This window comes from Bacillus cereus group sp. Bc061, from assembly GCF_027715825.1.
Classification (GTDB): domain Bacteria; phylum Bacillota; class Bacilli; order Bacillales; family Bacillaceae_G; genus Bacillus_A; species Bacillus_A paranthracis.
On the sequence record NZ_JAQFTZ010000003.1, the window covers coordinates 93373 to 117487 of the forward strand.

A 24115-nucleotide genomic window follows, 5' to 3' on the forward strand; every position below is an offset into this window, starting at 1 on the left:
TACAATCCCACTAAGAAATAGTATTGGGGGGATTGTATGTGAGAACATTGAAGTCGATTTTACTTTGGGGAGTTATTGCAGCAGTAGGAGCCGGGGCTTTTGGTGTAATAGCTTTATCACAAGGTGAAACTATTAATGCTGTATGGCTCTTAGTAGCTGCGGTATGTGTGTATGCAGTTGCTTATCGCTTTTATAGTAGATTTATAGCGAGAAAGGTATTCGGTTTAGATAATAATCGACAAACGCCAGCTCATACATTAAATGATGGAAAAGATTATGTTCCGACAAATAAATGGGTATTATTTGGGCATCATTTTGCAGCAATCGCTGGGGCTGGTCCTTTAGTAGGACCGATTTTGGCAGCACAAATGGGATATTTGCCAGGGACAATATGGATTATTGTAGGGGTAGTTGTCGCTGGAGCTGTGCAAGATTTTGTCATTTTATTTGCTTCGATGAGACGTAATGGTAAATCTCTCGGTGAAATGATTAAAGATGAGATTGGTCCTGTTACAGGACTTATTGCAATGATTGGTATTTTAGGCATTATGATTATTTTATTAGCAGTATTAGCATTAGTAGTAGTAAAGGCGCTTGTCGGAAGCCCTTGGGGAATGTTTACGATAGCAGCAACGATTCCTATTGCTATTTTAATGGGAGTATATATGCGCTACATTAGGCCTGGACGGGTTGGTGAAGGGTCAGTAATTGGAATTATCCTACTTATACTTTCTCTTATTGGAGGGCAGTATGTAGCGGAAAATCCAGCGCTTGCAAGCATGTTCACGTTTAGCGGAGAAACAATTGCTATAATGCTTATTGTATATGGATTTATCGCATCGGCATTACCAGTTTGGATGCTTTTAGCACCACGTGATTATTTAAGTACATTTTTAAAAGTCGGAACAATTGTAGGATTAGCAATCGGTATTTTAATTGTAGCACCAGATTTACAAATGCCAGCAGTTTCGAAATTTATTGATGGAACTGGTCCTGTGTTCTCTGGAAATTTATTCCCGTTCTTATTTATTACTATTGCCTGTGGTGCAGTGTCTGGATTCCATGCTCTTGTTTCATCAGGTACGACGCCGAAGATGATTGAGCAAGAGGGACACGCACAGCCAATCGGTTATGGAGCAATGTTAATGGAGTCGTTTGTAGCAGCCATGGCGATGATTGCAGCTTGTGTATTAACACCGGGAACGTACTTTGCAATTAATAGTCCTGCAGCACTTATCGGTACAGATGTCTCGCAGGCAGCTCAAGTTATTTCCTCATGGGGATTTGCTATTACACCAAATGAACTAAAAGATCTCGCTGTAAACGTTGGAGAGCAAACGATTTTATCACGTACAGGTGGTGCACCAACGTTAGCGATAGGTATGGCATATATTTTCTCAAAAGTAATAGGTGGAACGGCCATGATGGCATTTTGGTATCATTTTGCGATTCTCTTTGAAGCGTTATTCATTTTAACAACGATTGATGCTGGAACGCGCGTAGGTCGATTTATGATTCAAGATATTTTAGGGCATGTATATAAGCCATTTGGGAAAACGGATTCTACATTAGCGAATGTAATAGCTACAACGTTATGTGTGTTAGGATGGGGCTATTTCTTATATCAAGGGGTAGTTGATCCACTTGGTGGAATTAATACATTATGGCCACTTTTCGGTATTGCAAATCAAATGTTAGCAGGTATTGCGTTATTACTTGGAACGACAATTTTGTTCAAAATGGGAAAAAAGGCATATGTTTGGGTGACGCTTATTCCAACTGTCGGATTGCTTATTGTAACGATGACGGCGGGTTATCAAAAGCTATTTCATGAAAACCCTAAAATAGGATTTCTATCCCACGCAAAGGTGTTTCAAGGAGCATTAGATGAGGGGAAAGTGTTAGCGCCAGCTAAAAATGTGGCTCAAATGAAGCAAATTATTTTCAATGATTATATTGATGCGGCACTTTGTGGAATTTTTATGATAGTTGTAATCGCTGTATTAATTTCTGCAATTCGAATTTGGATTCAAGTATTAAGAAATAAGCCGATGCCGCTAAAAGAGGCACCATATATCCCTAAAGATGAAAGTGAGTCGAGGAACTATGCTTAAAAGACTACGGCAAGTATGGGGACAAAGGAAACACTTTATTAGCTTACTTGTTGGGGTACCAAGCTATGAAACATATGTAGAGCATATGAAAAAGCATCATCCAGAAAAAGAAGTTGTATGTCAAAAACAATTTTTTGCAGAAGCGCAAGAAGCAAGATTTAATGCAAAGGGCGGAAAAATCTCGCGCTGTTGTTAGTGAAAAGGACGAATTTTCGTCCTTTTTATTTTTTGCTGTTTCACGTGGAACAGCAAAAAATAAATAAAAATCTTTGGGAATTATAGGGATTTCGTATACAATAAAATAAGGAAAGGGATAGATAGAAAAGTAGGGAGATTATTTTATGTTAAGGGACTTATTTGTAAACACAACCATTATTCTTTCCTTTATTTTTATTGGAGGTCAGCTTTTAAGAGATAAACCGTTAAAAGAAGAGTTCTCTTTTTGGCAGAAATGTGTAGTAGGTATTTTTACTGGAATATTAAGTGTACTGTTGATGTACTTTGGCGTACATATTGAGGATATTATGTTAGATCTACGCTATTTAGCTGTTATTTTGGCAATTATAATTGGAGGTCCGATAGCTAGTAGTATAACAGTTACGATTATTTTAATTACCCGATTATTTTTAACCGAGTACTCTTTAGCCTCTGAATTGGCTTGTTATACTATTGTATTGATAGGCATTGGGGTTACTTTCATTTGGCGGATGAAAGTTTCTATGTTTACAAGATGGATCTGGTTTAATGTATATAGTTTATTTATTTTAGCGGTGCCACTTTCTATGCTGTTTAAGGATATGTCTATAGTAGCATTATATTTAGCTTGTAGTAGTGTTGCAGCATATATCACATTTATAAGCGCGAATTATGTATTGCAATCCAATGAGTTATTTCAAAAGATGAAGCAATATGCAACGATAGATGCATTGACAGGGTTAGGAAACGTAAGGCAGTTTGATTTAGAAATGAATCATCATATTGGTAATAAGTGCATGAAAAATGATTCACTTTGTTTACTACTTATAGATATTGATCATTTTAAGTCTGTAAACGATACGTACGGGCATCCTGCAGGAGATGAAGTATTAAAACAAATAGGGCGTATTTTACGAGAAGTTTCAACGTTTCCAGATTTGGCTTTTCGAAAGGGTGGAGAGGAGTTCGCGCTTCTTATACCACAGAAGGGATTAGCTTACGGAATGCGTATGGGGGAACAAGTTCGCGCAGCTGTTGAAAAACATTCATTCCAATTGTTAGATGGAACAAAAATAAAAATTACAGTTTCAGTAGGAATTTCAGTATATGAACAATCACCAGAGCAATTTATTCAAGCTGCTGATGATGCATTATATTACTCCAAAAGAAATGGTAGAAATCAGGTCAGTTCTGCATCTTAAAGATAAGATGACCAGAAGAGCTTATAAATAAAAACACCCACAGAGAGGGAAAATACACACTCTGTGGGTGTTTTTATTTATAGGTTAGACAAGCTCTTTTGATACAACGAATTTACGATATGCACCGTGATGTGTTGGGCCTACGTATTCGTTGATCTTGAATGAATAACGGATAGCAGCTGTGATAAATTCTTTAGCAGTTTTTACTGCTTCTTTCACAGGTTTTCCTTTTGCAAGTTCTGCTGTAATTGCAGCAGAATATGTGCAACCTGCGCCGTGTGTATTTGTCGTATCAATTTTTTCTGATTCTAGAATGTCGAATGTCTCTCCATCATATAGGACGTCGATTGCAGTTTCGGTACCAAGCTTGCTACCGCCTTTAATTAGGACATATTTCGCACCTAAAGCATGGATTTTTTTCGCTGCTTCTTTCATGTCTTCAAGAGAATTAATCTTTATGCCACTTAATTGGTAAGCTTCAAATAAGTTTGGTGTGACAACTAATGCCTTTGGAACAAGAACGTCACGTAAGCAATCATTCGTTTCAGGATGTAATGCTTCATCAGCACCTTTACATACCATAACAGGGTCAACTACTACATTTTTGAAATTATGTTTTTCGATTGTTTCAGCAACCATTTCAATAATTTCTACCGATCCAAGCATACCTGTTTTTAAAGCATCTACGCCAACGCCCTCAATTGTCGTTTCTAATTGTGGTTTTAATGTAGAAGCTGGGATTGGGAATACGTTATGTGCCCAACCGTTATGTGGATCCATCGTTACGATTGTCGTAAGAGATGTCATTCCGTACACACCAAGTTCTTGGAATGTTTTTAAATCTGCTTGTATACCAGCACCGCCACTTGTGTCAGAACCAGCGATAGTAAGTGCTTTATTTAATGTCATTATGAAAAGCCCCCTCAGGTGATATAATGAAAACTATGTTTTCACCATTATATCAATGTTACGAATAAGTACAAAGTGAAAAGTAGATGATTTATGTTAGGAACTATGTAAAATCTTGTATGTAGGAGACGAATTATGTTTCAAGAGAATCGTACAAATGAATTAGTTATATTAAAAGAGATTGCAGAAACACTAAATACATCAAATGATACATATCATGTATTGCAAGCAGTACTAGAAAAATTGCTGAGTGTAACAGGTTTAACGACAGGATGGATATTTCTTGCGGATGAAAATGGTAGGTATACAAAATTAATTGATTATCAATTACCAGAGGCACTTACATATGAAAACAAACGTCCGATGTGTGAAGGAGAATGTTGGTGTTTACGTGGCTTTGTGGATGGAAAATTAGAACGAGCTGTTAATATTATTGAATGTAAAAGAATTAATAATGCAATTGAATATAATTGGGGAGATACAGAAGGAATTCTTCATCATGCTACGGTTCCTTTAAAGGCTGGAGGAGAAAAATTTGGTTTGTTAAATGTGGCAAGCCCAGGTAAAACACATTTTTCAGAAGAAGAATTAGTATTGCTTCAATCAGTTGCTTTCCAAATTGGAACGGCTTTAAAACGAGCAAAGTTATATGAAAATGAAAAGCGAAGAGCACATTATTATGTGAAATTAGAACGGTTCATTCAAGTTTTAAGAACGATTCATCAATTTAATATATTGCCTGAAAAAGTTGTAGGTCAATTAGGTGAAGTGTTTCAGTGGAATCAAGTCGCATTCTTTATTAGGGAAGAGAAAGAATTATCCTTGCGGGCATCTTATTGCCAGGAAGAATGGCAGGAGGATATAAAAGAAGCAGCGAAAGAAGCGTTAGAAAAAGGTGAACCTATTTTATTAAACGATCAAATCAGTCATAAGATTGCCTCTAATAGGACGGTTATCGCCACCCCAATACAGATTCAAACTCACATATTTGGTGTTTTATGTGTTAGTTCAAATAATGGTGAATTTGATGTAAATACGTTAGATGTACTTCAAGCAATAACAACTCATATTTCTTTCGTGATAGAAAATTTAAGGTTAAATGAGCAACGACGTGAACTCGTACGAATGGAAGAAAGAAATCGATTAGCAAGGGACTTACATGACTCTGTTTCACAAAAGCTATTTTCGTTAACCTTTATGACAAAAGGCGCTGAGGCGGTTTTAAAAGGTCAAAACGAAAAAGTGGATCGATCTTTGCATGATATGCGTGAACTAGCGCAAGGAGCTTTAAAAGAAATGAGGACGTTAATTTGGCAATTACGTCCAGCGGGTTTGGAGAAAGGATTATTACCAGCTTTAAAGCAATATGGTGAAAGTTTGGGATTGAAAATTCGAGAACAAGTTACAGGTGTCCGTGATTTGCCACGCGTAGTAGAGGAAGCGCTATGGAGAATTGGACAAGAAGCTTTAAATAATGTAAGTAAGCATGCAAATGTTAGAGAAGCGACGATTTATTTCAAAGTGACGGAGAAGAATGTATCATTAGAAATAGTCGATCAAGGAACCGGCTTCGTAGAAAAGGATATAAAAGAGAAGAAATCACTTGGCATGACTACGATGCGAGAAAGAGTAGAATTAGTCGGTGGAACAATTAAAATTGTAAGTGATAAGAAAAGGACAAGTGTAAAAATAAACGTACCATTATGATGTGAAAATGAGGGAAGTTTGTGAAAATAAAAGTATTGTTAGTTGATGATCATACAGTCGTTTTAAAAGGATTAGCATTTTTCTTAAGTACACAGGAAGATATAGAGTTAGTTGGAGAAGCAAGTAATGGGAAAGAGGCACTAATGAAAGTAGGGGAGACGAATCCTGATGTTGTACTAATGGATTTATATATGCCCGAAATGGATGGTGTTGAGGCGACAGCGTGTATTAAAAAAGAATATCCGGATGTGAAAGTAATTGTATTAACTAGCTTTTCTGATCAGGCGCATGTGTTACCAGCATTAAGGGCTGGAGCAAGCGGGTATATTTTAAAAGATGTAGAACCGGATCAGCTTGTTGAGGCTATTCGAAGTGCATATAAAGGTAATATTCAATTACATCCTGATATAGCAAATGCTCTTCTCTCTCAAACATTACCTGTAGAAGAAAAGGAAGAAGAGCCTTCTATTCAAGTGGATGTGTTAACAGCGAGAGAAAATGAAGTATTGCAGCTATTAGCGAAAGGGATGAGTAATAAAGAAATCGCTTCTGTTTTAGTTATTACGGAAAAAACGGTAAAAGCTCATGTGAGTAGTATTTTGAGTAAGTTGAATTTATCTGATCGTACGCAAGCAGCATTATATGCAGTAAAAAATGGAATTGTATAAGACGAAAGTCGTAAGACCTAGTTCGCCTTTAGAAGGTGGACTTTTTTTATGGAAAAATACGTCTATGTGAGGACGAAATTGTCTTGATATAAAGATAAAATATGTTTGTAAGCAACAAAACAACAATTACAAGGGATACCTTTTTTGAAAGCATATAACAACAGAAGAGTTAGTACTAGGAGGAAAACATAATGACAAAAGTTTTATTCGTAAAAGCAAACAACCGTCCAGCGGAACAAGCAGTTAGTGTAAAATTATATGAAGCGTTTTTAGCAAGTTACAAAGAAGCGCATCCAAACGATACAGTAGTAGAACTTGATTTATATAAAGAAGAATTACCATATGTAGGCGTAGATATGATTAATGGTACATTCAAAGCTGGTAAAGGGTTTGATTTAACTGAAGAGGAAGCAAAAGCAGTAGCAGTTGCTGATAAGTATTTAAATCAATTCCTAGAAGCTGATAAAGTCGTTTTCGGTTTCCCATTATGGAACTTAACGATTCCAGCAGTGTTACACACATATATTGATTATTTAAACCGTGCTGGTAAAACGTTTAAATATACGCCAGAAGGTCCAGTTGGTCTAATTGGAGATAAGAAGATTGCATTATTAAACGCGCGCGGCGGTGTATACTCTGAAGGTCCCGCAGCAGAAGTAGAAATGGCTGTTAAATATGTAGCAAGCATGATGGGCTTCTTCGGCGCAACAAACATGGAAACAGTAGTTATTGAAGGACATAACCAATTCCCAGATAAAGCAGAAGAAATCATTACAGCTGGTCTTGAAGAAGCAGCTAAAGTAGCAAGTAAATTTTAATTGAAAATAGAATCGTCACTCAAAAAAGTAGCATTAACAGATAAACGTTAATGCTACTTTTTTATATTTTAAGTTCGTCAGCTAGTTTTTCTAACTGAATTCGATCTTGTATGTAATAGGTTCTTCCATCTTTCTTTAAGTAATTTTGTTGGCAAAATTGGTTTAATACATATAAAAGGTGACGGTAGCTAACATTTAAGTATTCCGAAACCTCAGTATGTTTTTCTATATAACTGTTATTTTGTTCTGTTAATAGAATAAACGCCGCTAATCGATTTTCGAACGGATAACTATTATTTTTAGCATAACTTTCTGTTCGGGTAATGGTTTTCTCACCGATAAATTTGCATAGTTTCTGTAGAAAGGTAGCATCTTGTAACAAAAGATGCTGACAATCTTTAAGAGGAAGCGCTAAGCATATACAATCTTCCATTACTTCCACCGTTTTCGTAACAGATTCTACGCCAATTAATCCTAATTCCCCAATGAACGAAGGTGCCTGAATAAAGTTAATCAAGGAGACCTTTCCGTTTTTGTGACTCATATATATTTTTGCTTTCCCAGAAATTAAGTAATAAAGATAAGGAACATCGACCCCTTCATTACATATCTTTTCTCTCTTCTGAAAGGAATGTAGTTCAGCATACGGTAAGATATCAAAAGAAAAAAGAGTATGGAAATTGTAAGTTTGTATGTAATGAGAGATTTCTTCGCTATTTCTGCTGACTTTCATGTTTTCACCTCATGTTTAGTATGAGATATCTCCTATTATTTTTACAAGAAAGAATGATACGATTTACGTAAATTTGTTTTTGTAGAAAAGAGAGTGTGAAGGGCTTATGAAAAAATATAAAACATTATTATTCGATGTAGATGATACATTGTTGGATTTTCAAAAGGCAGAAAAATCGGCATTACGTATGCTTTTTGAAGAGAAAGGGATGTCTCTCACTAGCGAGATTGAAGCGCAATATAAAAAAATTAATAAAAGTCTTTGGACTGCTTTTGAAGAAGGTGAAATAAATCGTGATGAAGTTGTAAATACACGATTTTCAATTTTGTTTAAAGAATACGGGGAAGAAGTAGATGGGATATTATTCGAAAATAATTATCGCAGTTACTTAGAAGAAGGAAATCAGCTCATGGAAGGTGCCTTACAATTTATAAATCAAATTCAAAGTGAGTACGATTTATATATAGTGACAAACGGTATTTCTAAGACGCAAGATAAACGATTACGTAATGCAGGGTTACATGCCTTGTTTCAAGATATTTTCGTTTCTGAAGATACAGGTTATCAAAAGCCAATGAAAGAGTATTTTGATTATGTTTTTGAAAGGATTCCTAACTTTGTTCCTGAAGAAGGGCTCATTATTGGGGATTCGTTAAGCGCTGATATGAAAGGTGGATATGTAGCGGGAATTGATACTTGTTGGTTTAATCCAGAAAGGAAATTAAATGATAGTGGGATTATACCGAAATATGAAGTGCATAATTTTGAGGAGTTATATGCATTATTGAAGCAACATGTGTAATGAGAATAGGCAGTGGAACTTTTGTCCACACTGCCTATTTTTTTTATTTGTAGTTTCGTTATGTTTTGGAAGTGGAAATGCATTTCCGATAGTAGCTGCCCCAAGCATTGGTAATAGTAAATTAAGCGGAGGTTTTAAAAGGTCTTTTTCAAATGGATATAGAATATATTTCTTTTGTTATGTACATTAAGTTCTTTGTATTTAATTTAGAACATTCAGAAAAACTAATTGACATGAGGAAATTATTGCTATAAAATCAACGGTAATTGCATAGTCTTATCAAGAAAAGGTGGAGGGACAGGCCCGATGAAACCTTGGCAACAGCCGTATAACGGAATTGTGCCAAATCCTGCAGGTAATAACCCTGAGAGATAAGAAAGAGCCTTTAGAGCGTGTTTTCAAACTGCTCCTTTCTTGTTTTCAGGAAAGGGGCAGTTTTTTATTTTGTATAAAAGAAAGGAGAATAAGAAATGGGAGAATCATGGGGGAAAGGAACGATTTGTGTGCAAGGTGGCTATACGCCAAAGAATGGTGAACCGCGTGTTTTACCGCTTTATCAAAGTACAACGTATAAATACGATACTTCAGATGATTTAGCAGCGCTATTTAATTTAGAGGCAGAAGGATATATCTACACGCGTATTGGAAATCCTACTTTAGCTGCATTTGAGCAAAAGTTAGCGGATTTAGAGGGTGGTGTAGGTGCTGTTGCAACAGCTTCTGGGCAAGCTGCTATTATGCTTGCTGTTTTAAATATTTGTAGTAGCGGAGACCACTTGCTTTGTTCTTCCACAGTTTATGGCGGGACGTTTAATTTATTTGGAGTGAGTTTGCGTAAACTTGGTATCGATGTTACATTCTTTAATCCGAATTTAACTGCTGATGAAATTGTGGCCCTTGCTAATGATAAGACGAAACTTGTTTATGCAGAATCGCTAGGAAATCCGGCGATGAACGTTTTAAATTTCAAAGAACTTTCAGATGCAGCGAAAGAGTTGGAAGTACCTTTTATCGTGGATAATACATTGGCAACTCCTTATTTATGCCAAGCATTTGAACATGGAGCAAATATTATCGTTCATTCTACGACGAAATATATTGATGGTCATGCAAGTTCGTTAGGTGGCATTGTAATTGACGGAGGGAACTTCGATTGGACAAACGGGAAATATCCTGAACTAGTTGAACCGGATCCAAGTTATCACGGCGTAAGTTACGTTCAAAATTTTGGTGCAGCAGCTTATATTGTGAAGGCACGTGTTCAATTATTAAGAGACTACGGAAACTGTATGAGCCCATTTAATGCGTATATTAGCAATATCGGCTTAGAAACATTGCATTTACGAATGGAGCGTCATAGTGAAAATGCTCTTGCAGTTGCTAAATGGCTTGCTGATCATGAACGTATTGAATGGGTGAATTATCCGGGATTAAATAGTAATGAAAATTATTCGTTAGCACAAAAGTATTTGAAAAAAGGTGCGAGTGGTGTTTTAACATTCGGCATTAAGGGAGGATTAGAAGCAGCAAAAGAATTTATCGCAAATGTAAAACTAGCAACTCTCGTAACGCATGTAGCTGATGCACGAACTTGCGTTATACATCCTGCTAGTACAACGCATAGACAATTAAGTGCCGAAGATCAGCGCTTAGCTGGCGTCACATCAGATTTAATTCGTTTATCAGTTGGTATAGAAGATGTTTCGGATATTATTGCAGATTTAGAAGCAGCGCTAGTCGGAGGCAAACAACATGCCGATCATAATTGATAAAGATTTGCCAGCTCGCAAAGTGTTGCAGGAGGAAAATATTTTTGTAATGACAAAAGAGCGAGCAGAAACACAAGATATTCGGGCATTGAAAATTGCTATATTAAATTTAATGCCTACAAAGCAAGAAACAGAAGCGCAATTACTTCGTTTAATTGGAAATACACCGTTGCAATTAGATGTTCATTTACTTCATATGGAATCGCATTTGTCTCGTAATGTTGCACAGGAACATTTAACGAGTTTCTATAAAACATTCCGTGATATTGAGAATGAGAAATTTGATGGACTCATTATTACAGGAGCACCAGTTGAAACCCTTTCTTTTGAAGAGGTAGATTATTGGGAAGAGCTTAAACGTATTATGGAGTATTCAAAAACGAATGTAACATCTACGCTTCATATTTGCTGGGGGGCACAGGCTGGTTTGTATCATCATTATGGCGTTCCAAAGTATCCTCTTAAGGAAAAAATGTTTGGTGTATTTGAACATGAAGTCCGTGAGCAACATGTGAAACTGTTACAAGGTTTTGATGAATTGTTTTTCGCCCCGCATTCGCGTCATACAGAAGTACGAGAGAGTGATATTAGAGAGGTGAAAGAATTAACATTATTAGCAAACTCTGAGGAAGCAGGTGTTCACCTTGTTATTGGGCAAGAAGGAAGACAAGTGTTTGCGCTCGGGCATAGTGAATATAGTTGTGATACGTTAAAGCAAGAATACGAACGGGACCGCCAAAAAGGGTTAAATATTGATGTGCCGAAAAACTATTTTAAGCATAATAATCCAAATGAGAAGCCGCTTGTAAGGTGGAGAAGCCATGGGAATCTATTATTCTCTAATTGGCTGAATTATTACGTGTATCAAGAAACCCCTTATGTATTATAAAAAAAGATTGTGTCACACGTGGCAACGTTTTCTTTGTAAAGATTAATCTATATTTTTCCGAATGTTCAAAAAACATTGTTTTTCAGATTTTTTATTCATATAATTTCATCTAAACACAATTTTTGAGGGGTGGACAGTATTATGAAAGAAATTCAAGTTGGCTTATTAGGTCTTGGGACAGTTGGTAGCGGAGTAGTTCGTATCATTACAGATCACCAAGAGCGACTTATACACCAAGTAGGTTGTCCTGTAAAAGTAACGAAAGTACTAGTACAAAATATTGAAAAAGAGAGAGAAGTAGAGGTACCTTCTACTCTATTAACACAAGATGCACATGAAATTTTAGACAATCCAAACATCGACGTTGTCATCGAAGTAATGGGTGGCATTGATGATGCAAAAGCATATATTTTGCAAGCTTTACAAAGCGGGAAGCATGTTGTGACTGCCAATAAAGATTTAATGGCGTTACATGGGGCGGAACTATTAGTGGTAGCAAAAGATAATAAAGCAGATTTGTTTTATGAAGCAAGTGTAGCCGGAGGGATTCCGATTTTACGAAGTATTGTAGAGGGACTTTCTTCAGATCTTATTACGAAAGTAATGGGAATTGTAAATGGAACGACAAATTTTATTTTGACGAAAATGTCAGATGAAGGGAGAGCATATAACGACGTGTTAAAAGAAGCCCAGCAACTTGGATTTGCAGAAGCGGATCCAACATCAGATGTAGAAGGTTTAGATGCAGCAAGAAAAATGACAATTTTGGCTACCCTTGGTTTCTCTACAAATGTAGAGCTTGGAGATGTGAAGGTAAAAGGGATTACTTCTATTACAGAGGAAGATATCGAATACAGTAAGAGTTTAGGTTACACGATTAAACTAATCGGTCTTGCGAAGCGAGATGGTGAAAAATTAGAGGTTACAGTTGAACCGACTTTACTTCCAAATACACATCCTCTTGCGGCCGTGCAAAATGAATATAACGCTGTATATGTGTATGGTGAAGCAGTTGGAGAAACGATGTTTTATGGACCAGGTGCAGGAAGTTTACCGACAGCAACAGCTGTTGTTTCCGATTTAGTAGCTGTAATGCAAAATATTAGATTAGGGGTAACAGGAAATAGTGCTGTAGTCCCGCAATATCAAAAAGTATTAAAAGAGCCAGACGAAATTGTTGTGAAGAAATTTTTAAGACTTCATGTGAAAGATGAAATTGGTGTATTTGCAAAAATTACTTCGTTATTCTCTGAGCGTGGCGTTAGCTTTGAAAAAATTATTCAAATGCCACTTGAAGAGAAAGGAAAAGCTGAAATTGTAATTGTAACGCATCGTGCTTCTCTTGCTGATTATGATTATATTCTACATACGTTGCAAGGGTATGAAGAAATAGATTGTTTGAAAGCAAACTATCGAATTGAAGGGGATGCAAAGTAGTATCTCCTCTAAGAAAAAACCTATTAAGCGGCTTGCTTAATAGGTTTTTTTCTATTTAAAATCTTCGTACCAACTTGAATAAATGCTTGGATAATCCAGCCTGTTGTAAAAGATAAGATGATTGTTCCAAAATAGATAGGTCCATCTAATAAAAAGCTTAATGTTAAAAATAAAAACGCTAACGAAATTTCTGTTCTTCTAAATGTCCATTTCTTTTTCTCAGCAACTGTTAAAACGAAAGCTTCTTGCGGTGCTGCACAAAGGTTTGTAGAGACATAAAGACCAATTCCGGCTCCAACGAATAGATTTCCGCAAATAAGTGTTATATATTTTGGAAGAGAACGGACAGCGTCCATAATAGTTGTAATGGAACCAATCCAATCAACAAAAAGAGAGATAAGAACCATTGTTACGATTGTACCGATTGTAATTTGTCTTTTATTCCAAAAGAGGACGATAAGGGTAAAGGCAAAATTAATCATGAAAATCCAAAAACCGATACTTATCCCGAAATTTTGATATAGTGCAATAAAGAAGGAATCATAAGGGCTAAGTCCAAAGGAAGTAATGGTCGTCATCATATTAATACCGATGGCGAGAATGAGTAGACCACCAATGAAAAATATATATTCTAATTTGAATCGAAGCATAGTTGTATATCCTTTCAAAATGTATTTGCTAGGAAAGGATATATTGTGGAAAGCTTACCAGGTCAAGGGAGAATTTTTGCAGGGAAGGGGAAAATGAGATGACGAATATAAGAAAGATTGCTGAACTTGCTGGGGTATCTGTTTCAACTGTTTCACGTGTACTAAATAATCATCCATATGTGAATGAACAGAAGCGAAAAGAAATTTTAGCAATTATAGAAGAATTAAACTATACGCAAAATGTGAATGCAATTCATTTAGTGAAAGGAAAAACGAATGTAATTGGCGTTTTATTACCGCACGTTAATGATCAATATTATAGTGCCATTATTGAGGGAATATCAAAGGAAACAGCAAAGAATAATTATAATATGATGCTTTGTCAGACGAATTATAGCGAGGAAAGAGAATTAGAAATTTTGAATATGTTAAAAATGAAAAAGCTTGATGGGGTTATTATATGTTCTCGGGCAAATAGTAAGGAGAAGCTCGAAGAATATACGAAATTCGGCCCGATTGTTATGTGTGAAGAAATAGATTCAAAATGCATTTCAAGTGTACATGTTGATTACTATAAAGTGTTTTCACAAGGGATGAAAAACTTAATAGATGCTGGTCATACACGTATTGGGTATTGCATTGGAAGAAGTAATAGCATTAATAGCCAGAGAAGAAAACAAGCATATGCGGATTCACTTCAACAGATTGCTGAAAAACCGATAGGAACTTGGAAGTTTGAAGGCTGTTTTACGGTGGAAGATGGGCGTAATGTAATTAGGGAGTGGGCCTCTATGTCAGTAAAGCCAACTGCGTTTCTTGTATCTTGTAACCATATTGCAGCGGGAATGGTAACGGAGGCGAAAAAACAAAGAATTCGTATTCCAGAAGATATTACGATTATTGGTTGTGATGATCAAGATGTAGCAGACATTTTAGGCATTACGACGATTTCATATTCTAGTAAAAATGTTGGTGTGAAGGCATTTGAATTATTATATGAAAAGATTAATGATGAGCAAATAGATGTAAAGCACGTAGAGTTATTGCCAGAATTCGTACAAAGGGAAACAACATAATAGATAAGGTATGAAAATCGCTTTTCAAAATTGCGTTTGGTATAATTATGGACAATCTATGAGGGCTAAAAGGGGTTTTGATATGAGATCAAAAGTGGTAAAAGTAATTCTACTCATTACAATTGCATCTTTCTGTTTATTTGCATATGGCTTTGTTTCAGGTGTAAATGATGTATTAAATCCGAAAGCTTCAAATTTAATTAAAAAGACCGATGTAGTGGCGAAGGAGAAAAAGAAAACGGGAACGTTACAAATCGTCAGTTTAGGTGATTCATTAACGCGTGGCGTTGGTGATAAAGAAGGAATTGGCTATGTTGGGCGAATGAAAGAGGATTTACAAAAAGATTATAAGCAAAAAATTGCATTAACAAATTTAGCAGTTAGTGGTGCAAAAATGCCCGATTTATTAAAACAAATTGAAAGTAATGGCGCTCAATATTCAATTAAACAAGCAGATGTAATCGTGTTAACCATTGGTGGGAATGATTTGTTCCCAGGCTGGGAATCGCTTGGGAAAATAGATTTAGAGACGTATCGTCCTGACACAGAAACATTTCAAAATGAAGCAAAGAAAATTATAGAAGAAATTCGTAAATTAAATACAGATAGTCCGATTTTTTGGCTTGGCTTATACAATCCTTTTGAAGATGTAGAAGATTTAAAAGGGTCTTCAAACATTGTTGTGGACTGGAATGCATCTTTAGAGAAGTTAGCGCTAAACGATAAAAATGTGTATATTACACCGACATTTGATTTATTCCAAAACCGTGGGAAAGATTTATTATACTCTGATCATTTTCATCCGAACGAAGTAGGTTATACGTATATGGCAGAACGTTTAGTTCAAAATGTTGTAAGTAAATTAAAACTAGAACAAGGAGGGGTAAAATGACGACGATACTTTCCGTACGAGACTTGAAGAAGGTAATTGGAAAGAAGACTCTTGTAGAGAATATTTCCTTTGATGTAAAGCAAGGAGAAGTGTTCGGGTTCTTAGGACCAAATGGTGCTGGAAAGACGACTACCATTCGAATGTTAGTTGGATTGATTAAGGCGACAGAAGGTACGATTTCTATCGGTGGTTATTCGATTAAGGAAAATTTTAGAGAAGCGATGCGTCAAATTGGGAGTATCGTTGAAAACCCAGAGTTGTATACATATTTAACGGGATGGGAAAATTTAAAGCAATTTGCTCGTATGTTAGGTGATATATCAGATGAACGTATTATTGAAATTGCTGAAATGGTTCATTTAGATGAAAGAATTCATGACAAGGTAAAAACGTACTCACTTGGTATGAAACAACGGCTTGGAATTGCGCAGGCGCTCCTTGGGAATCCAAAATTGCTCATATTAGATGAGCCAACGAATGGTTTAGATCCAGCAGGGATTAGAGAACTTAGGGAATTTATACATAAGCTTGTAAAAGAAGAAAATATGAGCGTGTTTATTTCAAGTCACTTGCTAAGTGAGGTGCAAATGATATGCGATCGCGTTGCTATTATTCATAAAGGAAAGATGATAACAGTTGCCAAAGTTGAAGAATTAATTAAAACAGCAAGTGACCGCGTAGAATGGATTGTTACGCCGATTGGGAAGGCAAAAGATATGCTAGAAGATGCTGAGGAAGTAAGAGAAGTGAGTATAGAAGGTGATCGATTACTATGCCGCATGAATATCGCATCTATAAGTAATTGGAATAAACATTTTGTAGAAAACGGGATAGATGTACATAGTGTTAAGGAACTTGTATTTACGCTAGAAGATTTATTTATTGAACTCACAAGGGGTGAGCAGCATGCGTGAATTTGCGAATCTAGTTTTAAACGAATCGGAGAAGATTTATCGTAAGAAGCGTATTTTTGTTGTTATGCTTATTTTAGCAATCTTGATCCCGCTTTTTGTGTATGCGCAGTATCGTGAAATAGAAACGACACAAAAAAGACTCGGTACAACTGATTGGAAGGTTTCATTGCAACAGCAAATTGTTGATTCCCAGAACCGGTTGAACAATTCTAGGTTGCCAGAAGAATGGCGTGATTGGTTAAAGGTAAGAGTTGAGCAGCAACAATATTATTTAGATCATGATATTAACCCGATGGCACCGGGCGCACCAACTTTTGTAAGGGCGTTTATTGAGCAAGGAATTACATTATTTATTCCACTTCTCGTAATGATTGTCGCCATTGATATTGTTTCAGGAGAACGAAGTGATGGAACGATGAAGATGTTACTTACGCGGCCGATTAGGCGCTGGAAAATACTCCTTAGTAAATACGTAACGATGTTATTTTTCATTTCGCTCATACTGCTCCTTGTAGGTGTGTTTGCATACATATTATCAGGGCTTGTATTTGGATACTCGGGATGGAATTTACCTGTGTTAACTGGATTTGTTATTGATAAGGAAACGTTAAATACGAATTTTGTACATCTTATTCCGCAATGGCAATATATCTTGATGGCGTATGGATTAGCTTGGTTTGTTGCTATCGTTGTCGGAACTATATCATTTATGGTCTCTGTTTTAATTCGTAATACACCAGCTGGTATGGGCGTTATGCTAGCTGCATTAATTGCAGGCGGTATTTTAAGCTCGTTCGCAACATCTTGGGAAGGTGCGAAATATATTTTTAGTGTGAATTTATCATTAACAGATTATCTATCAGGGAAACTACCTGCATTACAAGGTTTATCGATGGGGTTTTCTTTGATGAACTTAACTGTTTGGGGAGTTGTGTCTCTTATCATTTCATTTGTAGTATTTACAAAGCAGGATATGGTGAATTAATTGGACGGGAAGTGACAGTATGGAAAATGTTTTAAAGAATGATTGGGAGCCACTATTGGCACCAGAATTCGAGAAAGAATATTATCGTAAGCTAGCTGATTTTTTGAAAGAAGAGTACAGTACACATGTTGTTTACCCAAAGAAAGAAGATATTTTTAACGCTCTAGAGTATACAAGTTATGAAAATACAAAGGTCGTTATTTTAGGACAAGACCCATATCATGGGCCGAATCAAGCGCATGGTTTAAGCTTTTCTGTACAACCTGGTGTTAAAACGCCACCGTCATTGTTAAATATGTATAAAGAGCTTCGAGATGAATATGGGTATGACATTCCGAATAACGGTTATTTAGTGAAATGGGCAGAGCAAGGAGTATTACTACTAAATACTGTATTAACAGTTCGACAAGGCGAAGCAAATTCTCATAAGGGAAAAGGATGGGAGCATTTCACTGATCGTGTAATTGAGCTGTTGAATGAACGTGAAAAGCCAGTTATTTTCATATTGTGGGGACGCCATGCACAGGCGAAGAAGAAGTTAATTACAAATTCAAATCATCATATTATCGAATCTGTACATCCAAGCCCACTATCAGCAAGACGAGGTTTCTTTGGGAGTAAGCCATACTCTAAAGTAAATACGATTTTAGCTAATATGGGCGAGAGAGAAATTGATTGGGAAATTCCAAATTTATAAATAGAAAAGGTAGTTAACAGTCGTTAACTACCTTTTCATTATTGTTGCTCATTCTTTAATTTTGCATCTAGTACAAACGTGCCAAATGGGATAACTGATGAAACGAATGCCCCAAGTGCCCATAAAATTGATTTACGGTGTACGATTGTTACTTGAATTACTGCGAAGATAAATAAAATAAATAAAACACCGTGAGCCATGCCTGTAATTTTAACAGCTGTTGCAAATCCTGCGAAATATTTTAATGGCATTGCTACAAATAATAGTAGTAGGAAAGAAATCCCCTCAATAAGTCCAATTGCTCTTAATCGTCCGATTGGTGTAGATAACATGTAAAATAGCCTCCCTTAACGTATGCTTGTTTATAGTAAATTTGTATTCTTTTTTAAAATAAAATAGTCTATTTTGTTTCATTATATACAAAAAGAAAGTTTACACTACGAGAATAGTGCAAAGTTCAAAATATAGTCACAAAAGCATGGTAATTTAAATAAAAACCTATTTGAAGTGTTTGACTTCAAATAGGTTTTATGAGTGGAAATATTAAACAAGTGCTTCTTTTTTTAGTACGAACTTCTCTACAACCTTTGCTACACCGTCATTCATATTTGTATCTGTTACATAGTTTGCAATTTCCTTAATATCATCAGGTGCATTGCCCATTGCGACACCAAGACCGGCGAATTCAATCATCGCCTGATCGTTATAGCTATCGCCCATTGCGATAACTTCTTCGCGCTTAATGCCAAGTTTTTGGATTAATTGGTTTAAGCTCGTTCCTTTTGTAACACCGGCTTCAGTAAATTCTAAGAAGAATGGTTTAGAACGCATAACGCTTAATTGTCCTTCTAGTTGTTTTTGTAATTTCTTTTCTACTTCAACAAGGCGTTCAGCTTCTTTATTCATTAATACTTTTACTACAGGCTCTTTAACAGCAGCTTTAAAGTCATCTACTACAACGATAGGCATACCAGTAATATCGCCCTCAATTTCAGTATAAGGATTATTTTCTTCCGTTACGATATCATCGCCAATATAAGTATGAATCCATACATCTTCAGTTTTACTAATTTCAAATAAATTGTGAACGATTTCAGGAGAAAGCGTACTACTAAAGATTTCTTCGTTTGTTTTACAGTTAATAATTTTTGCGCCATTAAAAGATAGAATGAAACTGCCGTATTCTTCTAAACGAAGTTCTTTCGCTACATTGCGCATACCAAACGTTGGACGTCCGGAAGCAAGTACAACTTTTACACCTTGTTCTTGTGCAGTCATTAGAGCTTCTTTCGTACGAGGTGAAATAGTATGGTCGTCACGTAATAAAGTATCATCTAAATCTAAAACAATCATTTTATAAGTCATATTGAAAATTCCCTTCTTTATTTAAATCAAATATATGTTCATGGAGATGTAAGAAATAATAGTAAGACATCGAACCTCTTTAAAAAGAAGTAGATTTATTTTTATGAGTGTTTTTCTCATCATATTAATTAATAATCATTGGGGATGGACAAAACCCCAATGATTAAATGTTTATTTTATCGTAACAACTCTAAAGGTAGAGTGCAATAATGGAAGTTTTCCAATTTACGATACTTGTTTTATTGTTGAACGAGAAAATAGTATTTCTAGTAAGATTGCCATTACAGCCCCAAGAACGAGACCATTACTTAGGAATGAAGCTAGAAATGGTGGAAGCGTGGAATATGCTCCTGCTGGAACGAACATAACCCCAATTCCTGTGAAGATTGACAGACCTGCTACTTTAAATAATCGTTCTTTATCCTGTACTGTTTCGTATTCTCGAAAGGCGAGACCGATCATGCTTGCAAATACAGGATAAATGGCAGCATAACCAACTGCAACTGGGATTGCCGCAAAGAATGAAGTGATCTTTGGGAATATACTAACGACAATAATAAAGCTTGACCCTAATATAAATGGGAGGCGTTTATAAATATTAGTCGTTGCAATAAAACCTGCTGATCCAGAAATAGCGACAGGTCCGATAGCCGAAAACAGGCCGCCTAGTAATTGATTGATTCCTGTTATAATACCGGCCTGTTTAAAACGATCTGATGCAGCATTTTCTTCATATTTAGAGACAACCTTTTGTACAACGCGAATACTTGCTAACATATTTGTTAGAAGTAAGAGTGTAACGAAAATGACCGTAATTACCATGTTCCATTCAACACGAGGCATTCCGAAAACAAATAAGGATGGAAAACGGATTATGTCTGTCACTGGTGTTATTGGATTGGATAATCCAAAGCATGCGAATAATATCCAGCCGCAAACGATACTGAAAAGAACAGAATATTGTCCGATAATAGGTAGCTTCATGATGAAAAAGGATAGTAAAATAACAATGAGTGAAAGAATAAATACGTTAGGTTGTACTTCTGTATGTTTTCCATCCAGGCCGAACATTCCTTTTAAGAAGGAACCACTAAGTTGTGCAACAAGAAGAAATAAGTACGTTCCAATGACTGTCGGTGTAAAATAGCGAACGAGTTTATCAATAAGTCCAAAAACGCTAAGAATAATACAAATGATACCGCTTAATAAGAAAGCATATTGAAGAACTTTAAGTGTCTCATTGTTTGATCCAAATAATACGACACCTAAACTTGCATATAGGGAGAAAATTCCCCACCAAAGGCCAGCAGGACCTTCTTGAATAGGAAGTTTATGCCCAAATATAGCTTGTAAGAGACCAGCAAAGCCTAGAACAAATAATGTTCTTTGTACGAATGCGATAGCTTCAGCGCCATCAAGACCATAACTAGTTGCGACGCTAATTGGTACAATAAGACTCCCAGCTAAAATAAATAGTGCCCATTGTAAGGCGGAAAGAAATGTTTTCATTATATCAACCTCTTTCATAGATTCCGTATCTAGTATATATGTATTTCATTTCCACTGGCAAAGATTGTAGATAGAGAAAAGAGTTGAAACATGATATGAATGCACGTAAGCAATTATGGATAGCAGTTATATGTATGACTTTTGTTGTAATTCTAGGAACATTAGGATTTATGACAATTGAAGAGATTAGCTTATTTCAAGCATTTTGGATGACGATGATTACCGTATTAACGGTGGGATACGGAGACGCCATTCCTGTAACACATGCAGGAAAAGTTTTTGCGCTCCTTATCATACCGGTTGGAGTCGGTATTGTTACGTATGCAATTGGTGTAGTGGCAGCTATGATTATTGAAGGGAATTTATTTCATGCAGTACGGAGGAAGAAGATGGATAAACAAATAGCACAGTTACAAAATCATATTATCGTATGTGGTTGCGGTAGAGTAGGGCTACAAGTTGTACATGAATTGCAAGAAAAGAAGATCCCATTTGTCGTCGTGGATAAAGATGAAAGCATATTAGAGAAGGAAAAGCTTTTATACGTACATGGAGATGCAACAGAAGACAAAGTGTTACAACATGCTGGGATTTCAAAGGCAGCTGGTTTAGTTGCTATCGTAGCAAATGACGCTGAAAATGTATTTATTACGTTAACTGCAAGAGGATTAAACGATGCAATTAAAATTGTGGCAAGAGCAGAAAAACCAGAAACCGAAGACAAATTAAAGAGGGCTGGTGCAAATAAGGTGATTAATCCATCTAGTATGGCAGGGATTCATATTGCAAAAGGTATTGCGAATCCGTTAACAGTTCATTATATTGATACAGTACTGTATGGCGTGGAGCAGTCATTTGTAATTGAAGAAATTGCAGTAGGTAAGGGCTCTATTTTAGCTAATAAATCATTATTAGAGAGTGATGTTAGAAATCAATTTGATGTAACAATTTTAGCGATTTTGAGAAATGGGAATGTTATACATAATCCAACGGGGCAGGAAAAGTTGCAAGAACATGATATGATAATAGTATTTGGTTCAGTAGAGAAGCTGGGACAATTTGAGAAAGAACTACAAAGTACGAGGTGATAAGGGATGCAAATATCAAGCGATAAGATTTTAAATAAAATGGCGAATGAAATTGCAAAGGCAAAAAGTAGTGAAGGACAAAAATCAAAAGAACATGTATTAGTTGTGCGTGCTTTATGTGATTTATTATTAGATGAGCAAGTTGAATCTTCTACGTATAGAGAGCCACAAGTTCAATCACAAATAATTGGATCACAACCAATCACGATGCAACCAATTGCACCGGTTTCTAATGAGCCAGTATATATAAAAGAAAGTGATGCAAACGGTAATTCTTTATTTGATTTTTAGAGGATAAATCGTTTGGCTTATATGAAAAAATTGCTTATGATAAAAGTAAAAAAGGGGAATTAAGATGAAAATTTTCTTTTTACTAGGTTGTGTTGCAGCGGGGCTATCTGTTGCGTTAGGGGCTTTCGGAGCACACGGTTTAGAAAATAAAGTTTCTGCAAAAATGTTAGAGGTTTGGAAAACAGGTGTTACATATCAAATGTTTCATGCAGGTGGACTATTTGTAGTTGCTTTATTGATGGATAAAATTCAATCATCACTCTTAACTACTGCTGGTTGGCTTATGGTAGCTGGGATCATTATGTTCTCGGGTAGTCTGTATGCATTAAGTACAACAGGTATTAAGTTCTTTGGTCCAATTACACCTCTTGGTGGTGTAGCGTTTATTGTGGCATGGATCTTAGTTGGAACTGCAGTTGTAAAAGGATTATAAAAAACAAAAGCTGGCATACGCCAGCTTTTTTTATGGTCTTGGAGCATAAGTTGCTTGTTGACTAGGCAAATACGTAATTTCTTCTGGGAATTCTACATAATCTAAGTAAATCATTAATAATAAATAACGTTTCCCTGATTGTGGCTCACTAATTACGATGTGATCACGACCAGCCGCTTCGATAATACCCGTATAGGATTGTGTACCGAGTGAACTACCACGCTCATAAGTCATTACAACTGTGGCTTGCTTGCCCTTGTTCAAGCGAAGAATATTTTCAATATATGACTGTTCTAGAGGTAACATGCCTTGAGAAACAGCATATTGAGCTTGCGCAGCTTGTTGTTGCATTGCTTGCTGCTGTTGCTGTTGCTGTGGGGTCATTTGTTGCGGTTGTACGTAAGTTCCAGATGGTTGATAGAAACCTGTTCCGTAATACGGATTTTGTTGCTGTGCCATTCAAAAATCCCTCCTTGTTTTCATTCCTTAATATATGCTAGGGCAATCCCCAGCATTTGGCTGGAAGAAGCAGTGCTTTTTGAAGCGACCAGAGTTTTGCTGATTATACCAAGTTGGTGGACATGCACCTTCAGGCCTAAAAAACCATAAGGCAAAATTTGCAGGCCAAAAACGTTGTCCTTGAATCGTTCGCCTTGCTAATGCGATATCTTGTTCCCTTGCACGTTGATAAAAATAACCTTTTTGAGTTGCCTCAAAACCACCAGGATTTTGATACACCATTTGACGTAAATTACGAATATTTTTAAAGTCTAAACAATTCCCGCGGACACGATTTACTCCAACGTTTCCGACCATTAACATCCCCTGTTGTCCTTCACCTTCAGCTTCAGCACGCATCAGTCTAGCTAATAACTTTACATCTTCTTCGTTATACGCGATAACGCCCATTATGTGTCACCTCTCTTTTTGGAATACCTTGTGGAAAGAGGTTTATGTCTAGATGAAGTGTGT

At 36.2% G+C, this 24115-nt stretch carries 26 protein-coding genes and 1 riboswitch; of the genes, 18 read left to right on the forward strand and 8 right to left on the reverse strand.

Features of this window, described 5'->3' with window-relative positions:
* Positions 1-38 precede the first annotated feature (38 nt).
* From cstA to PDQ40_RS14775, 3 genes are all read left to right on the forward strand, one after another.
* Positions 39-2114: a carbon starvation protein CstA gene (cstA, locus tag PDQ40_RS14765; protein WP_001259567.1), complete on the forward strand. Its 2076-nt coding sequence runs from the start codon at positions 39-41 to the stop codon at positions 2112-2114.
* On the forward strand, positions 2107-2310 hold the full coding sequence (locus PDQ40_RS14770; RefSeq protein ID WP_000919826.1) for a YbdD/YjiX family protein: 204 nt from the start codon (positions 2107-2109) through the stop codon (positions 2308-2310). The genes cstA and PDQ40_RS14770 overlap by 8 nt, the downstream gene beginning before the upstream one ends.
* A 145-nt stretch (positions 2311-2455) precedes the next feature.
* Complete coding sequence (locus PDQ40_RS14775; RefSeq protein ID WP_270691473.1) at positions 2456-3511, forward strand: GGDEF domain-containing protein; 1056 nt, start codon at positions 2456-2458, stop codon at positions 3509-3511.
* 84 nt (positions 3512-3595) lie between these two features.
* On the opposite strand, the gene pdxK is transcribed toward PDQ40_RS14775, so the two are convergent.
* Entirely contained in the window at positions 3596-4420 is an 825-nt protein-coding gene (gene pdxK, locus PDQ40_RS14780) for a pyridoxine/pyridoxal/pyridoxamine kinase (protein WP_270691474.1), read from the reverse strand.
* 135 nt (positions 4421-4555) lie between these two features.
* On the opposite strand from pdxK, the gene PDQ40_RS14785 reads away from it, so the two are divergent.
* The 3 genes from PDQ40_RS14785 to PDQ40_RS14795 all read left to right on the forward strand — a co-directional run bounded on the left by PDQ40_RS14785 (position 4556) and on the right by PDQ40_RS14795 (position 7613).
* Positions 4556-6127 carry a GAF domain-containing sensor histidine kinase gene (locus PDQ40_RS14785; protein ID WP_000485091.1) on the forward strand — a complete coding sequence of 524 codons (1572 nt, stop codon included), beginning with the start codon at positions 4556-4558 and terminating at the stop codon, positions 6125-6127.
* A 20-nt stretch (positions 6128-6147) separates the two neighbouring features.
* Positions 6148-6795: a response regulator gene (locus tag PDQ40_RS14790; protein WP_000695784.1), complete on the forward strand. Its 648-nt coding sequence runs from the start codon at positions 6148-6150 to the stop codon at positions 6793-6795.
* Positions 6796-6986: 191 nt separating this feature from the next.
* The gene (locus PDQ40_RS14795; protein WP_000170050.1) at positions 6987-7613 is read left to right on the forward strand and encodes an FMN-dependent NADH-azoreductase; all 627 of its coding nucleotides are present in this window, start codon (positions 6987-6989) and stop codon (positions 7611-7613) included.
* Between the two features lie 61 nt (positions 7614-7674).
* Here the strand turns inward: PDQ40_RS14795 and PDQ40_RS14800 are convergent, their stop codons facing one another.
* Positions 7675-8346: a transcriptional regulator YeiL gene (locus PDQ40_RS14800; RefSeq protein WP_000868836.1), complete on the reverse strand. Its 672-nt coding sequence runs from the start codon at positions 8344-8346 to the stop codon at positions 7675-7677.
* A gap of 106 nt (positions 8347-8452) precedes the next feature.
* On the opposite strand from PDQ40_RS14800, the gene PDQ40_RS14805 reads away from it, so the two are divergent.
* The 4 genes from PDQ40_RS14805 to PDQ40_RS14820 all read left to right on the forward strand — a co-directional run bounded on the left by PDQ40_RS14805 (position 8453) and on the right by PDQ40_RS14820 (position 13243).
* Positions 8453-9148 carry a YjjG family noncanonical pyrimidine nucleotidase gene (locus tag PDQ40_RS14805; RefSeq protein WP_214328473.1) on the forward strand — a complete coding sequence of 232 codons (696 nt, stop codon included), beginning with the start codon at positions 8453-8455 and terminating at the stop codon, positions 9146-9148.
* Between the two features lie 273 nt (positions 9149-9421).
* Positions 9422-9526: riboswitch (SAM riboswitch) on the forward strand.
* Positions 9527-9618: 92 nt separating this feature from the next.
* Entirely contained in the window at positions 9619-10917 is a 1299-nt protein-coding gene (locus PDQ40_RS14810; protein WP_000504756.1) for a bifunctional O-acetylhomoserine aminocarboxypropyltransferase/cysteine synthase, read from the forward strand.
* Positions 10901-11806: a homoserine O-acetyltransferase MetA gene (gene metA, locus PDQ40_RS14815; protein ID WP_001121520.1), complete on the forward strand. Its 906-nt coding sequence runs from the start codon at positions 10901-10903 to the stop codon at positions 11804-11806. The genes PDQ40_RS14810 and metA overlap by 17 nt, the downstream gene beginning before the upstream one ends.
* Before the next feature lie 141 nt (positions 11807-11947).
* On the forward strand, positions 11948-13243 hold the full coding sequence (locus PDQ40_RS14820) for a homoserine dehydrogenase (protein ID WP_270691475.1): 1296 nt from the start codon (positions 11948-11950) through the stop codon (positions 13241-13243).
* Positions 13244-13266: 23 nt separating this feature from the next.
* Here the strand turns inward: PDQ40_RS14820 and PDQ40_RS14825 are convergent, their stop codons facing one another.
* Complete coding sequence (locus tag PDQ40_RS14825) at positions 13267-13893, reverse strand: YczE/YyaS/YitT family protein (RefSeq protein WP_000943413.1); 627 nt, start codon at positions 13891-13893, stop codon at positions 13267-13269.
* Positions 13894-13991: 98 nt separating this feature from the next.
* Between PDQ40_RS14825 and PDQ40_RS14830 the strand changes: the two genes are divergently transcribed.
* Genes PDQ40_RS14830 through PDQ40_RS14850 form a run of 5 tightly spaced genes read left to right on the forward strand, consistent with a single transcriptional unit; the run spans position 13992 to position 18457 of the window.
* Positions 13992-14969 (forward strand): LacI family DNA-binding transcriptional regulator, encoded by a 978-nt coding sequence (locus PDQ40_RS14830; RefSeq protein WP_000181965.1) that lies wholly within the window; start codon positions 13992-13994, stop codon positions 14967-14969.
* A gap of 10 nt (positions 14970-14979) precedes the next feature.
* Positions 14980-15861 (forward strand): SGNH/GDSL hydrolase family protein, encoded by an 882-nt coding sequence (locus PDQ40_RS14835; RefSeq protein WP_113623472.1) that lies wholly within the window; start codon positions 14980-14982, stop codon positions 15859-15861.
* On the forward strand, positions 15858-16775 hold the full coding sequence (locus PDQ40_RS14840; RefSeq protein ID WP_000207715.1) for an ABC transporter ATP-binding protein: 918 nt from the start codon (positions 15858-15860) through the stop codon (positions 16773-16775). Before PDQ40_RS14835 ends, PDQ40_RS14840 begins: the two co-directional genes overlap by 4 nt.
* Entirely contained in the window at positions 16768-17760 is a 993-nt protein-coding gene (locus PDQ40_RS14845) for an ABC transporter permease subunit (protein ID WP_001206493.1), read from the forward strand. Before PDQ40_RS14840 ends, PDQ40_RS14845 begins: the two co-directional genes overlap by 8 nt.
* A 19-nt stretch (positions 17761-17779) precedes the next feature.
* Positions 17780-18457, forward strand: coding sequence for a uracil-DNA glycosylase (locus tag PDQ40_RS14850; protein WP_000432522.1), 678 nt, complete (start codon positions 17780-17782; stop codon positions 18455-18457).
* Positions 18458-18495: 38 nt separating this feature from the next.
* On the opposite strand, the gene PDQ40_RS14855 is transcribed toward PDQ40_RS14850, so the two are convergent.
* The 3 genes from PDQ40_RS14855 to PDQ40_RS14865 form a co-directional block, all read right to left on the reverse strand.
* Positions 18496-18789, reverse strand: a complete 294-nt coding sequence (locus PDQ40_RS14855; protein ID WP_000953390.1) for a DUF3817 domain-containing protein — start codon at positions 18787-18789, stop codon at positions 18496-18498.
* Between the two features lie 211 nt (positions 18790-19000).
* Entirely contained in the window at positions 19001-19822 is an 822-nt protein-coding gene (locus PDQ40_RS14860) for a Cof-type HAD-IIB family hydrolase (RefSeq protein ID WP_000221376.1), read from the reverse strand.
* A 225-nt stretch (positions 19823-20047) separates the two neighbouring features.
* Positions 20048-21331, reverse strand: a complete 1284-nt coding sequence (locus tag PDQ40_RS14865; RefSeq protein ID WP_000847023.1) for a purine/pyrimidine permease — start codon at positions 21329-21331, stop codon at positions 20048-20050.
* 95 nt (positions 21332-21426) lie between these two features.
* Here PDQ40_RS14865 and PDQ40_RS14870 point away from each other — a divergent pair, with 95 nt between their 5' ends.
* The 3 genes from PDQ40_RS14870 to PDQ40_RS14880 all read left to right on the forward strand — a co-directional run bounded on the left by PDQ40_RS14870 (position 21427) and on the right by PDQ40_RS14880 (position 23143).
* On the forward strand, positions 21427-22419 hold the full coding sequence (locus PDQ40_RS14870; RefSeq protein WP_000993997.1) for a potassium channel family protein: 993 nt from the start codon (positions 21427-21429) through the stop codon (positions 22417-22419).
* A gap of 6 nt (positions 22420-22425) precedes the next feature.
* The gene (locus PDQ40_RS14875) at positions 22426-22710 is read left to right on the forward strand and encodes a YwdI family protein (RefSeq protein ID WP_001167357.1); all 285 of its coding nucleotides are present in this window, start codon (positions 22426-22428) and stop codon (positions 22708-22710) included.
* 64 nt (positions 22711-22774) lie between these two features.
* Positions 22775-23143, forward strand: coding sequence for a DUF423 domain-containing protein (locus PDQ40_RS14880; RefSeq protein ID WP_074543770.1), 369 nt, complete (start codon positions 22775-22777; stop codon positions 23141-23143).
* A gap of 30 nt (positions 23144-23173) precedes the next feature.
* On the opposite strand, the gene gerQ is transcribed toward PDQ40_RS14880, so the two are convergent.
* A complete protein-coding gene (gerQ, locus tag PDQ40_RS14885; protein WP_000068648.1) occupies positions 23174-23602 on the reverse strand; it encodes a spore coat protein GerQ in 429 nt (142 codons plus the stop codon).
* A gap of 27 nt (positions 23603-23629) precedes the next feature.
* Positions 23630-24052 (reverse strand): cell wall hydrolase CwlJ, encoded by a 423-nt coding sequence (gene cwlJ / locus PDQ40_RS14890; protein WP_000538165.1) that lies wholly within the window; start codon positions 24050-24052, stop codon positions 23630-23632.
* Positions 24053-24115: the final 63 nt, after the last annotated feature.